Here is a 13,037-nt window from a genome sequence, read left to right as displayed (position 1 = left end):
GTCGGTGTTGCGCATCAGGCTCGGGCCTCCCTCAGGGTCGCGGCGACGATGGCCGCCGTGTCGGGCCAGCGGGTCAGGTCCTCGCCGGCGGCCCAGGCGGCCTCCGCCGCCGCCCGGCGCCGGGCGGGATCGGCGATCATCGCCCGGAGGGCGTCGGCGAGGGCGGCGACGTCGCCCGGCGCCACCTTCAGCCCGGCGGCATCCGGCACTGTCTCGGCGGCGGCCCCGCCGGTGGACGCCACCACCGGCAGGCCGCGGGCGAGGGCCTCGGCCAGCGCCATGCCGAAGCCCTCGAACAGGGAGGGCGAGACCACGAGGTCGGCCTGCGCGTAGAGCGCGTCGAGGCGGGCCGCCGAGACCGTGCCGGCCAGCGTGATCCGCGCCTCCAGCCCGGCGGCGGCGATGGCCCGGCGAACGTCGGCGACATGCCCGGGCGCCCGGTCGCAGGCCCCGGCGATGGTGAGGTGCCAGTCGAGGCCGGCCAGGCCCGCCAGGGCGGCGACCAGATGCTCGAAGCCCTTGCGCGGGGTCACCGCGCCGATGGCGAGGAGCTGCACGGTTCGCGTCCCGCCGCCGGGCGCGCGGGGCGCCGGGTCGGTGCCGGGCTCGGCCACCGCGATGCGCGCGGCCGGCACCCCGAAATCGGAGACCAGCAGGGCGCGGGTGAAGCGGCTCGTCACCACCACGCGGGCGGCCAGCGCCAGGGCGGCGCGCTCGACAGCGACGAGGCGGGCGGCCGCCTCGGCGCTCAGCCCCGCCTCGAGGCCGAGGGGATGGTGGACGAGGGCCACGACCGGGCGCGTCCCCGCCAGGGCGAGGACGGCCGGCGGCAGGGCGCCGTAGGCGAGACCGTCGACGAGCAGCACGCTGCCGCGCGGCGTCGCCGCCAGGACCTGGGCGGTGAGGGCGATGTCGGCCTCGCTCGGGTGCGGGAACGACCCCGGCAGCGAGACGGCCATGACCTCCACCCCCTGCGCCGGCAGATGGGCGAGGAGCCGCCGGGCATAGGCGTAGCCGCCGGTGGGGGTGGCCAGATCCCCGGGGACGAGGAAGGAGACCGCGGTCACGGCGCCACCGGGCCCTCGAACCAGGCCCGGGCGATGTGGGATTCGTGCAGGGTCACGCGTAGGCGCTCGACGCCCTCGCCGCCGGGGCCGAGGTCGCCGGCCCGCGCCGCCGCCGCCATCGCCCCGTGGATGTGCCCGCACAGGAACTCCGTGGTGGTGTTGATGCCGGCGAACTGCGGCAGCGTATCGAGGTTCGTGTAGTTGATCGGTGCCAGGATGCGCTTGAGCGCCTCGCCGGCCCGGCCGATGTCCACCACCACCCCGTCCTCGGTGAGGCTGGTGCGGTAGAAGGCGACGTCCACGACGAAGGTGGCGCCGTGGAGCGCCTGGGCCGGCCCGAACAGGTCGCCGCGAAAGCTGTGGGCGATCATGACGTGCTCGCGGACTTCGATGGCGTACATGCAGGGTGTCCTCGGGGTTGGTGACGGTGCTCAGAGGGCGTAGCGCACCACGGTGCAGAGGCCCGGCGCGCCGGCGGCCAGCAGGCGCGGCAGGGATTCGGGCAGGTCGGCGAAGGCGACCTCGCCGGTGATGAGCGCGTCGAGGCGCGGATCGGCCAGGAGGCCCATGGCCTTGTGCATCCGGCGGGCGTAGCTCCAGCGCGGCCGGCGCGAGGCCGAGACCCGGCCGACCTGGCTCGAGACCAGGCTGAGGCGCCGCACGTGGAAATCGAGGCCCAGCGGTGCGGCGACGCTGCGCGCGCCGTACCAGCTCAGCTCCACCACCCGGGCCTCGTCGCCGGCGAGCGTCAGGGCCAGGGCGAGCCCGTCCTGGCTGGCGCTGGCGTGGAACACCACGTCGGCCTCGCCGGGCCGGGCGTCGGCGGGACGCGCGAAGGCGGCGCCGAGCCGTTCGGCGACGGCGGCCCGTTCGGGCAGCACGTCGATCACCGTGACCTCGCAGCCGACGATGCCGGCCGCGAGATAGGCCACGAGCAGGCCGACCACGCCGGCGCCGACGACGGCGATGCGGTCGCCGGGGCCGGCGCCCGAATCCCAGACCGCGTTGAGGGCGGTCTCCATGTTGGCGGCCAGCACCGCCCGGCGTGGCGGCACCCCGGCGGGGATCGGGCACAGGTCGGCGGCCTGCGCGAAGAACCGGTCCTGGTGCGGCTGCAGCGCGAAGACGAGGCCGGTGCCGGCCGCGTCAGGGGCCGCGATCCGCCCGACGGCGCAGTAGCCGTACTTGATGGGGAAGGGGAACTGCCCCTCCTGGGCCGGGGCACGCATGCGGTCGTATAGGGTCTCGGGCACGAGTCCCTCGAAGACGAGGCGTTCCGTACCGCGGCTGATGCCGCTCCACAGGGTCTCGACGGGAACCGCGCCGGGCTCAGGCGCAGCCGGAACCTCGTGTCGCAGCTCGGCTTGTCCGACGGCGGTATACCAGAGCGCCGTCAGCCCTTCCGCTTCCCGAACCGCTGCGCCGGATGTCTCCCGATGATTCACGTCGACTCCTTGCAGCCCCGGTGCACGGAGGCGGACGGTGGCGCTCCTCTCACGACGCCCGCGGGCCTACAACCCCGCAAAACCCTGCGCTGGCGCCGCATGCTGGTGCTCGCCCTCAACCTCGCGAGCAGCCTCGTCCTCCTCGGGCTGACGGCGGTCGTGCTCGGGGCGGGCGGCTGGAGCCTCGTCGATCTGGCGCTGCTGGCCTGCTGCGCCCTCTCCCTGCCCTGGACGGTGCTGGGGTTCTGGAACGCGGCGATCGGCCTCTGGCTGATGCGCCGGGGTGCGGAGGGCCTCGCGGCGGCCGCCCCCTTCGCGATCACCGGCCAGGAGCCGATCCGCATCGCCACCGCCGTGGTGATGACCCTGCGCAATGAGGACCCGGCCCGGGCGCTGGCGCGGTTCGAGCGGGTCAAGGCCAGCCTCGACGCCACCGGCTGGGGCCGGGCCTTCGCCTATCACGTGCTCAGCGACAGCGACGACCCGTCGGTGGCGGCGGCCGAGGAGCGGGCGGTGGCCGACTGGCGCGCCCGCAGCCCGCTCGCGGAGCGTCACCGTATCGCCTACCGGCGCCGGGCGCACAACACCGGCTTCAAGGCCGGCAACCTCCAGGATTTCTGCCGCGCCCACGGCGGGACCTGCGACCTGATGCTGCCGCTGGACGCCGACAGCCTGATGGACGGGGCCTGCATCCTGCGCCTCGTGCGGATCATGCAGGCGTACCCCGGCATCGGCATCCTCCAGAGCCTCGTGGTCGGGGCGCCCTCGGCCAGCCCCTTCGCCCGCATCTTCCAGTTCGGGATGCGCCAGGGCATGCGCCCCTACACGATGGGGTCGGCGTGGTGGACGGGCGATTGCGGCCCGTTCTGGGGGCACAACGCCCTGGTGCGCATCCGCCCGTTCGCCAGCCACTGCCGCATGCCGGTGCTGCCCGATGGGATCTTCGGCGGCCCGATCCTGTCCCACGACCAGATCGAAGCGGTGCTGATGCGCCGGGCCGGCTACGAGGTGCGGGTGCTGCCGGTGGAGGGCGGCAGCTTCGAGGACAACCCGCCGACGCTGTTCGACCACGTCGACCGCGAGGTTCGCTGGTGCTTCGGCAACCTGCAGTACCTGCGCCTGATGCGGATGCCGGGCCTGCACCCGGTCAGCCGGTTCCAGCTCGCCGCGGCGGTGATGATGTTCCTGACCGCGCCCGCACTGACCCTGGCCCTCGTCCTGGTGCCCTTCAAGCTGATTCAGGTGGAGGAGGGCTTTCCCGTGGCCCTGGCCGCGGGGCTCTACCTGGCGTGGCTGGCCGCCTCGATGGCGCCCAAGCTCGCCGGCTACCTCGACGTGCTCACGTCCCGCCGCGCGACCCGCGCCCACGGCGGGCTGGCGCGGGTGGCGGCCGGTGCCCTCCTGGAACTGGCGTTCTCCTTCGTGCTCCTGGCCGTGAGCAGCTTCCGGCTCACGCTGTTCATGGGCCAGCGCCTCGTCAGTCCCCGGCACGCCTGGGGCCGGCAGAACCGCGACGCGCAAGGGGTGCGGTGGACGACGGCCCTGCGCCGCCTGTGGCCCTGCCTCGCCTTCGGGCTCGGCCTCGGCCTCGCGCTCCTCGCGCTCGGCCCCGCCGCCTTCGTCTGGAGCCTGCCGCTGACGCTGGGCTACCTCCTCGGCATTCCCTTCGCGGTGGCCACCGCCTCGCCCGACGTCGGCCGGGCGATGGTCCGCCTCGGCCTCTGCGCCACCCCGGAAGAGATCGCGCGGGAGACCGATCTTCAGTCGTCGAAGTGGAGATAGAGCGGGTCGAATTCCGCCGCCTCGGTCAGGCCGTGCCAATCCTCGATCACCAGGGTGCGTCCGCCCAGGGCGATCAGCTTCTGGCTGCGAAGGTCCTGCAGCACGCGGTTGACGTGGACGTTGGAGAGGCCCAGCGCATCGGCGATGTCGACCTGGGTGATCGGCCATTCGCAGCGATAGCCCTCCGCCAGCCCGAGGGCGTTCAGCTTGACGTACATCTCGCAGAACAGGTGGGCGATGCGCCCGCTGGCCGAGCGGCGCCCGAGGCCGGTCATCCACTCGCGGAAGATCGAGGCGTCGACGAGGGTGTCGCGCCACAGGGCGCCCGTGATGCCCGGGAAGCGGCGGGTGATGTCGAGGACCGCCTCGTGCGGGATGAAGGCCACCGTGCAGGGCGTCACCGTGGCGAGGTTGTGGTCCATCACCCGCAGGTGCAGGCTCTGCAGGTCGGGGATGTCGCCGGGGATGTGGAACGACATGATCTGCCGCTTGCCCTCGGTGAGGATCTTGTAGCGGCAGGCCCACCCGTCGAGGATCAGGCAGCACTGGGTCGGCCGGTCCTTCTCGCGGACGATGTCGTGGCCGCTGTCGAGGCGCCGCTTGGTGAAGGGCAGGGTTTCGACGGCCCGCTTCTCCTCATCGGAGATGTGTTCGATGCTCGAGAGCTTGCGGACCAGGAGCTTGAGGTCTTCGGGCGATATCATGGTCACCGGCGGCGGTCCTGTCTCGGCCAGGCTACCCTGGGTAGAGACGATCGACAGAGGAGAAGGGACGGGACGACGTGGCGTGCGCGACGGATTGTCGGTCGAGCGCGAAGACGACAGATGTTCGCGGGTCCGCATTAGCATATGTTGCCCGGAGGTCGCGCGATAGCGGGTCGCGTGACCTGTCGGCCGGGGCCTGCGCCTGCGGCGGATCGGCTCGCGGCGCGGCGCTGCTCCGGGAAAGCGGCCGTGTCCCGTGACGGGGTGAGCCGCACCCCGCCCGATGTCAGGCCGGGTCGGCGTCGATTCGCATCCGCAGGATCGCGTAGGGCGTCACCCGCCGGTCCTGGCCGCGGTTGTACTCGGGGCGGCGGTTGACCTGGGCCGCGGTGATGTAGAGCCAGCGGTCGGCGGTGATCGCGAAGGTGTCGGCCCAGATCAGGCGCGGGTCGGTGGCCAGGATCGAGACCGTGCCGTCGGGGTCGCGCCGCCCTACGGCGTTGTGCTCCTGCAGGGCGAGGTAGACCCGGTCCCGCGCGTCGGTGGCGAGGCCGCCGGTCATGCCCTTCTCGCCGAGGTCCTCGACGCCGGCCGCCACCGCGGCGTCGGAGGCTTGGCGGTCGAGGAGGGAGGCGGTGTCCACCGCATACAGCCGCCGGCCCATCAGGGGCGCGTAGTACAGGCGCTTGCGGTCGGCGCTCAGCGCGATGCCGTTGGCGCCGCCCTGGACGGGGCGGGGCGGGCCCTCGCCCTTGCGCTGCATCACCGCCTCGCCCTCCACGAGCTTGAGGAGACCCTTCTGCGACCGGGTGCTGGCGTGGCCGGCCAGGCGCCGCACCACCCGGCCGTCGGTGAGGTCCACGGCGAGGATCGCCCCCTCGCCGTCCTGGCCCTGGTCGGTGACGTAGGCGAGCGCCCGGCCGGGGCCGATGTCGAGGCGCAGGTCGTTCAGGGAGGAGGTCGGCACGACGCCCGCATCGAGGGGGACCACCCGGCGGATCGCGGCCGCCGCGATGTCGATCCGCACGAGCTTGGGCCCCCCCGGCACCGGCGGCCCCGCGCCGTCCGGCAGGCCGGCATCGAGCACCCAGAGGTGGTCCTCGTCGTCGAACACGCCGTTGGGCACGTGGAACAGCCGGGCCTGCGGCTGTGCCGGATCGATGGCGTTGGTGGCGAGGTCCGGGAACGGCCGGACCTGCCCGTCGGGCATCACCTCGGCCAGGGTGAAGGGGACCGCGGCCTCGAAGCGGGGCATCATGACGAAGAACCGGCCGCCCCGCGAGATGGCGAGCCCGGTGGGGTTCGACGGGGCATGGGCGACCCGGGCGAGCTCCATCGGTCCTCGCGTGCGATCACGCGCCACGCCGTCCCCGGGAGCGGCCCCGTCCCGGCTCGCCGCCGGCGTGGTCAGGGCCAGCGCGGCGGCTCCGGTCGCGGTCATCAGGTGGCGGCGGTCGAGGGTCATGCGGGCTCCGGTCGAGAGGGCGAAAATCAGGCGAAGCGAGCGCCGCGGACCTCGAGGTCGATCGCGTGGACGGCCGGGCCGGCGCAGACGAACAGGCGGCGTCCGTCCGGCCCGCCGAAGGCGACGTTGGCCGCCGCCGTCGCGGTGGCGATGCGCCCGAGCGGGGCGCCGCTGGACCCGAACACCCGCACGCCGTCGACGCAGGCGGCATAGACCCGGCCCGCCTCGTCGACGTCGAGCCCGTCGGCCACGCCCGCCTCCAGGGTGGCGAACACCCGTGGCGCCGGCAAAGGACCGGCCGTCACGGCGAAGGCGTAGATCGCCCGGGCACCCTCGGGGTTCTTGAGGGCGGCGCCGGTGTCGCTCACGTAGAGGGTGCGGCCGTCGGGCGAGAAGGCGATGCCGTTGGGCTGGTCGAGGGCCTCGGTCATCGCCGCGATCCCGCCCGAGGGCGCGATGCGGTAGACCCGCCGCGCGGACTGGGCCGGCTCGGCCATGATGCCCTCGTCCGGCACGGTGATGCCGTAGATCGGGTCGGTGAACCAGATCGCCCCGTCCGGGCCGAGGGCCGCGTCGTTGGGCGAGTTCAGCGGTTTGCCGGCGTAGGAATCGGCCAGCACCGTCAGGCCGCCGTCCGCCTCGCGCCGCACCACCCGGCGCCCGCGGTGCTCGCAGGTGACGAGGCGCCCCTGCGCGTCGAGGGTGTTGCCGTTGGCGTTGTTCGACGGATCACGGAACGTTCGCGCCTCGCCGTCCTCGCCCAGCACGAGCATCCGGTTGGAGCGTACGTCGCTGAACACGAGGCCGCCCAACGCCGGGGCGAAGCACGGCCCCTCGCACCAGCGCCCACCGGAATAGAGTGTCCGCAGCTGCGCGCCGGAATCGACCACCGCCGAGAAGCCGGCGTCGTCGGCGCGCAGGATCGGGCCGGCGGCGACCGGAGCGGTCGTCAGCCCCGCGGCGGCGGCCGCCAGGACGTCGCGTCGTGACATCATCGTTCCGTCTCGCGTCCGGGCGGTTCAGCGGGCGGGCGGCACGGCCGACCCGGTGGCCTCGGCCGCGTTCGGCTTGAAGCTCCACAGGTCGGTGGGGAGGGCGGCCGGAGCGTCGGGCTTGTAGAAAGCCGAATCCTGGATGCGCGAGGTGGTGACGTAGAGCGTCCCGTCCGGACCCTCGCCGAAGGTGTCGGGCCAGCGCAGGCGTTTGTCCTGGATCAGGGTCGCGAGGGGCGAATCCTTGGCCGACAGGTCGCGGACCTTGATGGCGTCGTCCTGCGGCGAGGTCACGTAGAGGCGTCCGTCGCGCCGCGAGACGATGAGCCCGTCGGCCGGCCCGTTGTCGCCGACCCGCTCGATCTTGGAGGCCGGATCGCCGGCGAGCGCCGTCGGCAGCAGCGCCGTGGCGAGGCCGCCGGCCAGGGCCTCGGTGGGAATGGAATACAGCGTCCGGCCCTTGATCGCCTGCCAGTACAGCGTCTTGCCGTCGGCCGACAGTGCGATCCCGTCGGCGGCGAATTCGACCCCGCGGCCGTCGGGGCGGCGCAGGGGCCTACCGTCGTAGGTCACCGTCACGGCCGGATCGGCCTGCGTGCTCGGATGGCCGTCGAGCACGCGTCGGGCCTTGCCGCTCTCGACGTCGAGGACGATCAGGGCGCCCCTGGCCCCGGAATCGGTCAGATAGGCGGTCCTGCCGTCGGGCGAGAAGCGGACGTCGTTGAGGTAGGACCCCTGCGGTGCCACGGTCTCGTCGAAGGCGATGGTGCGGGTGGGCGTGTTGGTCTTCAGGTCGATCGCCACGAGCTTAGGGCCGCCCTTGACGATGGCGCCCATGGCGGGGGCGGCCGGATCGAGCACCCAGAGGTTGCCCTGGCGGTCGGCGACGACGCTCTGGACGCAGACCCAGTGGTCGCCGGCCGAGACCTCGTCCCTGCGCGCGTTGCGCCAGCCGTTCCAGCCCTCGTCGGGGAAGGGGACGAGCCTGCCGTCCTTCACCTCCGCGACCGAGACCGCGCTGTCCTCGGTCCAGCGCGGGAAATTCACGAAGATGCGCCCCTCCGGCGAGACGGTGACGCCGGTGACCTGATGTTCGAAGCTCGCGACCTTGGTCAGCACCGGCCCGGTTCCGGACGGCGCCTGGGCCATGGCGGGAAGGGCGGCCAGCATCGTCGTGGCGACGAGAAGTGCGAGAGGGCGCACGCGGCGGATCGGGTTCATCATAAGCGCTTGTTCCATCGGGTCTCGTCTCATGGCGACGTGGTCCGTCGGTGTCGGGAATGGCCCACCGGCGACCGACGCGGGTCTCGGGCGACCGCGGCAGATCGACGAGGGGTCAGGGGGGTCGAGGAGGTCCATCCGGCCACGATCGCCCCGCTACCCCCTGATCCCCGACAGGTCGCGCGGGTCGTGGATGGGGCAGCCGTTGCGGGTCGCGCGGAAGTCGGCCGAGCGCGGATAGGCGGCGCGGCGCGCCCGCATGATCGAGCCGAGCGGCCGGTGTGCAGCGAGCCCGTTCCAGGGACTGAAGGCGAAGCCGTCGTCGATCGCCTTGATCCGCCCCTCGTCCCAGGAGGACTGGCGCGGCACCGTGATCGTGGCCACCGCGACATAGGGGCTCTCGTGCTCGGGCCACGGCACCGAGGCGTCCTCGATCGGCATGGTCCGCGCGTTCGTGCGCAGCTGCACCCGTAGCTCCCACACCGCCTCGTGAGCCGAGAAGTAGGCGAGGACCGCCTCGCGCAGGCCGTTGGGCTTGCCGTTGACGTTGAGGGCCGCGCCGGTGAGCGCGGTCAGCTCCAGCGACACCGGCGCCACCGCCACCTTGGCGACGTAGTCGCCCCATCGCAGCGGCACCTGGCTGTAGAAGGTCTCGCCGAGGAGATGGGTCTCGGGGTGGCCGCCCAGGGCGATCAGGGTCGGACTCTTCCCCCCGAGGCTCTCGATCACGCCCTCGATCCCGCGCAGCGTCGCGGAGAACGCCTTCTTGAAGATCTGCGGCGTGTCCGTGGTGGCAGCCAGGAGCTTGAGGCTCCGGAGGAAGGCCTTGGCGTCCGGCGCCACGAACGCGGGGGCGTTCGCCAGCACGAAATCCTGGCTCGTGCCGGGAGAGTCGGGCAGCCGTGCGCCCTCCACGCCCACGACCTTGACGGCGAGGCCGCGCGGCGTCGAGACGCTGTCGTCGAGGATGTCGCCTGGGTTGGTGGAGAGCCGCAGCGCCACCTCGTAGGAGCCGGGGGTCGCGACCAGCCCCTGCGCCAGGGCCGGGGCCAGCCCCTCGCGGACCTCGAGGCGGCCCTTCAGGAGCCCATGGCTCTTGGCATGGACCCCGCGCACCGCGTGGCCGTAGTGGCCGGACGTCGTCTCCTGGATCGTCGCGAAGGTGGCGATCATCTCCTCATGGACTGCCGCCTCGCCCGGATCGGGGCTCTCGGCATCGTCGTCGTAGGGGATGGGATCGTGCAGCGGCATCGGCCTCTCCGGTGCGACGGCCGCCCGCGCGGCAGCGACCTTATCGAGGGGTCAACCGCCCTGTCCGGGCGGACGTTCCGAGCCCGTCGGCGGCCCTCATCGGCCGAGGAACCGCTCGGCGCTGCGCAGGCTGAGGGCCATGATGGTCAGGGCCGGGTTGGCGGCGAGCGAACTCGGGAAGGTCGAGCCGTCGCAGATCCACAGGTTGGGGACCTCGAAGCTGCGCCCGAAGGGATCGACAACGGCGGTCTTCCCGTCGTGGCCCATCCGGCAGGTGCCGAGGGTATGGGCGACCCGCTTGAGCGCCCAGATGTCCTGCGCCCCCGCCTCCTGCCACAGGCGGGTCATGAACCGGGTGGCATGGGCGTCGAGGCGCTCCTCGTTCCCGCCGTAGCCGAAGTCGATGCGCGCCTTGCGCATCCCGAGGTCGTCGGTCTCGTCGCCGAGGGTGAGGCGGTTCTGCTCGGAAGGCAGGGTTTCGCCGTTGATGCCGAGCCCGGCGACGTGGTTGTAGCGGGCGAGGTAGTCGACGAGGTCGCGTCCCCACAGGCCGCGCCCGCGCGCCACCGAATTGGCGAAGGTCAGCGGCACCACGCCGAGGCTCTGGACGAGGTAGCCGCCGACGAAGTCGGCGTCGTCCGGACGCACCATGTCCTCGGTGATGAGGGAGGAGGGGTAGCCCTTGTTGGGCCGGGTCTCGGCCGCGAACGTCCCCCACACCTGGGTGGCCACATGGCCCATGTAGTTGCGCCCGACCTGCCCGCTGCCGTTGGCGAGGTCGAGATGCAGGAGGAGGCGGGGCGTCTCCACCGCGCCGGCGCAGAGGAACAGGGCGGCGCAGGCCTGGCGCACGTCCCGTCCCTCGTGCCGGTAGACCACCGCCACGACCCGGCCGTCCCGGTCGCGCTCGATCCCGTGGACCGTGCAATCGGGCCGGATCTCGGCGCCGTGGGCCACCGCCAGGGGCAGGTAGGTGACGTCCATGCTGGTCTTGGCGCCGGTGCGGCAGCCCTGGTGGCAGTAGCCGCAGCCGATGCAGCCCGGCCGCTCGTCGGCGCCGGCGGCCGCGAAGGCCCGCGAGACCACCGCCGCGGGCGCGTCGGTGGCGCGCACGCCGAGTCGCGCGCAGGCCGCGGCCATGATCTCGGCCGAGGCGTTGCGCGCCACCGGCGGCAGCGGGTAGCGCCGGCTCGCGTCCCACGGATAGGCCTGCGCCCCCGAGACGCCGATGAAGGCCTCCACCCGTTCGTAGAACGGCAGCAGGTCGTCGTAGTCGAGGGGCCAGTCGGCACCCTGTCCGCTCTCGGACCGGAGCTTGAGGTCGCGCCGGTCGGCCCGCGGCACGAAGGCACCCCAGTGCAGGGTGGAGCCGCCGACACCGGTGCCGCTGTTGTTGGCCCCGAACGCCTCGGGCGTGGCGCCGCCGCTCAGACGTTCCTTCGTCCAGTAGATCTCGTCGGCCAGCGTCTCGTCGAAGGCGAAGGTCTTGGGGTCGAAGTTCGGCCCCGCCTCCAGGGCGACGACCTTGAGACCCGCCGCCGCGAGCCTGGCCAGCAGCGGCGCGCCGCCGGCTCCGGTGCCGACGACGACGGCATCGACCACGTCCGAGGGCGCATGGCGCCGCATGCCATCGAGGTTCATCGCGTCTCCTCCCCGGCCGCTGCCGGTTCCCAGGGCTCGCGCCCGTCGACGCCCACGCGCGCAAACCCGGCCGGTGCGGTATCGCCCCCGGCCCCGATGCCGCCGAACCCGATCCGCGCCAGGGCGGCGGGATGGGCGAGGTAGGTCCGCACCACATCCGATCGCAGTTCCTCGAACCACAGCGTCATCTGCGCCGCGTCGAGGCCGGTGCCGTCGAGCCCGCCCTCGGCCGCCGTCGTGAGGATCGCGTCCTGGGCCGTCCCGTCGAGGGCGAGGAAGCGCAGGTGGGCCCGCCCGCAGGCCTCGCCGTCGAGGCTGCGGATCGCGGCGCGATAGGCCTGGCTGTCGGGCGGCAGGTCGGCGAAGCGCCAGCCGTCGCCTTCGCCGCGCCCGAGCCGGGCGTCGATGCGCGCGGCGATATCGATGCGCGCGCTGCCCTTCTGCGGCAGCACCCGGTCGACCACGGCGCGCAGGATCGCCAGTTCCACCGGGTCGAGGACGGCGGGCCGGTAGGCGGGGTCGTCGGGTGCCGCGCGGTCGTCGAGCGCCGCGCGCAGCCGGCCGTTCACCCGCGGCGAGGCGATCAACGCGCGGTAATCCGCCGGGATCGCGGGCGCGACCGGGGCGGGCGGCGGGGCGAAGGGCTCCCCCTCGATCAGGGCGGCCAGCACCTCGGGCCGCTCCATCGGCAGGAGGTGGCCGGCCCCCTCCAGCACCACGAGGCGATGGTGCGCCAGATGCGGTGCCATGAGGCAGGCCTGGGCGGTGGCGCCGAGGTCGGCGTCCTGCCCGCCCGCCACCACGAGGGCGGGGGTCGCCAGCACGCCGATGCGGGCGCACCAGTCCTCCCGCGCCCCGCCCTCGAGCCAGGCGGTCCAGGCGGCGGGGGAGGCCTCCAGCACGTCCTCCACCGCCTGCCCGGCCAGGGCCTCCGGCAGCGGTGCCCCGACGTTGGCGGCGATGAAGCCCTGCGCCTCCCTGCGCCGCGTCTCGGCATCGGCGCCGATCCAGGCGATCATCGCGGCGCGGCGCTCCTCCTGCATCGGTTCGGGACTCGGGGGCGAACCCGCCAGCAGGACGAGCCCGCACAGGCCGGCAAGGCCGTCCTCGCCGTCCTCCGCGCGCCGGGCCACCGCCAACGCCACCTTGGCGCCCATGCTGTGGCCCGCGAGCATCCAGCGGCGCGGCGCCTGCGCCCGGATGCGGGCGATCACGTGGTCCGCCATCTCGGCGACGGCAAAGCCGGGCACGTCCTGGGCCGACCCGAAGCCGGGCAGGTCGAGGGGCAGGCAGGCCACGGTGCCATCGAGGCGGGCGGCGATCGGCGCCCATTCCCGCGCGCTGCCGCCGAGGAAATGCAGGCAGACGAGGGTCGGCGGGGGCGTTGCTGGATCGGGCATCGGCTCCATCTCGCGCCCGGAGCGCGGCAATCAAGCGCGACCGGTTGCGGCGTCTGGCAGCATTCCGGG

At 73.5% G+C, this 13,037-nt stretch carries 11 protein-coding genes; 1 reads left to right on the top strand and 10 read right to left on the bottom strand.

Annotated elements, in window-relative coordinates:
- Positions 1-14: 14 nt before the first annotated feature.
- From ASG59_RS08200 to ASG59_RS08190, 3 genes are read right to left on the bottom strand one after another with little or no spacing between them, the layout of a single operon-like run.
- The gene (locus ASG59_RS08200) at positions 15-1,067 is read right to left on the bottom strand and encodes a glycosyltransferase family 4 protein (RefSeq protein WP_056408152.1); all 1,053 of its coding nucleotides are present in this window, start codon (positions 1,065-1,067) and stop codon (positions 15-17) included.
- Positions 1,064-1,468 carry a 6-carboxytetrahydropterin synthase gene (locus tag ASG59_RS08195; RefSeq protein ID WP_056281543.1) on the bottom strand — a complete coding sequence of 135 codons (405 nt, stop codon included), beginning with the start codon at positions 1,466-1,468 and terminating at the stop codon, positions 1,064-1,066. Before ASG59_RS08195 ends, ASG59_RS08200 begins: the two co-directional genes overlap by 4 nt.
- Before the next feature lie 30 nt (positions 1,469-1,498).
- Positions 1,499-2,425, bottom strand: a complete 927-nt coding sequence (locus ASG59_RS08190; protein WP_244475673.1) for a zinc-binding alcohol dehydrogenase — start codon at positions 2,423-2,425, stop codon at positions 1,499-1,501.
- Positions 2,426-2,611: 186 nt separating this feature from the next.
- On the opposite strand from ASG59_RS08190, the gene mdoH reads away from it, so the two are divergent.
- Positions 2,612-4,294, top strand: a complete 1,683-nt coding sequence (mdoH, locus tag ASG59_RS08185) for a glucans biosynthesis glucosyltransferase MdoH (protein ID WP_244475672.1) — start codon at positions 2,612-2,614, stop codon at positions 4,292-4,294.
- Here mdoH and ASG59_RS08180 read toward each other — a convergent pair.
- The 7 genes from ASG59_RS08180 to ASG59_RS08150 form a co-directional block, all read right to left on the bottom strand.
- On the bottom strand, positions 4,273-4,998 hold the full coding sequence (locus ASG59_RS08180) for a Crp/Fnr family transcriptional regulator (protein ID WP_055881213.1): 726 nt from the start codon (positions 4,996-4,998) through the stop codon (positions 4,273-4,275). The genes mdoH and ASG59_RS08180 overlap by 22 nt on opposite strands.
- Positions 4,999-5,284: 286 nt before the next feature.
- The gene (locus ASG59_RS08175) at positions 5,285-6,463 is read right to left on the bottom strand and encodes an L-dopachrome tautomerase-related protein (RefSeq protein WP_056408147.1); all 1,179 of its coding nucleotides are present in this window, start codon (positions 6,461-6,463) and stop codon (positions 5,285-5,287) included.
- Between the two features lie 26 nt (positions 6,464-6,489).
- Positions 6,490-7,458 (bottom strand): SMP-30/gluconolactonase/LRE family protein, encoded by a 969-nt coding sequence (locus tag ASG59_RS08170; protein ID WP_244475671.1) that lies wholly within the window; start codon positions 7,456-7,458, stop codon positions 6,490-6,492.
- A gap of 24 nt (positions 7,459-7,482) precedes the next feature.
- Complete coding sequence (locus ASG59_RS08165) at positions 7,483-8,694, bottom strand: major royal jelly family protein (protein WP_244472274.1); 1,212 nt, start codon at positions 8,692-8,694, stop codon at positions 7,483-7,485.
- 138 nt (positions 8,695-8,832) lie between these two features.
- The gene (locus ASG59_RS08160) at positions 8,833-9,927 is read right to left on the bottom strand and encodes a catalase family protein (protein WP_056408140.1); all 1,095 of its coding nucleotides are present in this window, start codon (positions 9,925-9,927) and stop codon (positions 8,833-8,835) included.
- A 96-nt stretch (positions 9,928-10,023) separates the two neighbouring features.
- Positions 10,024-11,568, bottom strand: coding sequence for a GMC family oxidoreductase (locus ASG59_RS08155; protein WP_056408136.1), 1,545 nt, complete (start codon positions 11,566-11,568; stop codon positions 10,024-10,026).
- The gene (locus ASG59_RS08150; protein WP_056408188.1) at positions 11,565-12,968 is read right to left on the bottom strand and encodes an alpha/beta fold hydrolase; all 1,404 of its coding nucleotides are present in this window, start codon (positions 12,966-12,968) and stop codon (positions 11,565-11,567) included. The genes ASG59_RS08155 and ASG59_RS08150 overlap by 4 nt, the downstream gene beginning before the upstream one ends.
- Positions 12,969-13,037 lie beyond the last annotated feature (69 nt).

Source organism: Methylobacterium sp. Leaf466 (assembly GCF_001425565.1).
Lineage (GTDB): Bacteria > Pseudomonadota > Alphaproteobacteria > Rhizobiales > Beijerinckiaceae > Methylobacterium.
This window is presented reverse-complemented; position numbering and strand designations above follow the sequence as displayed.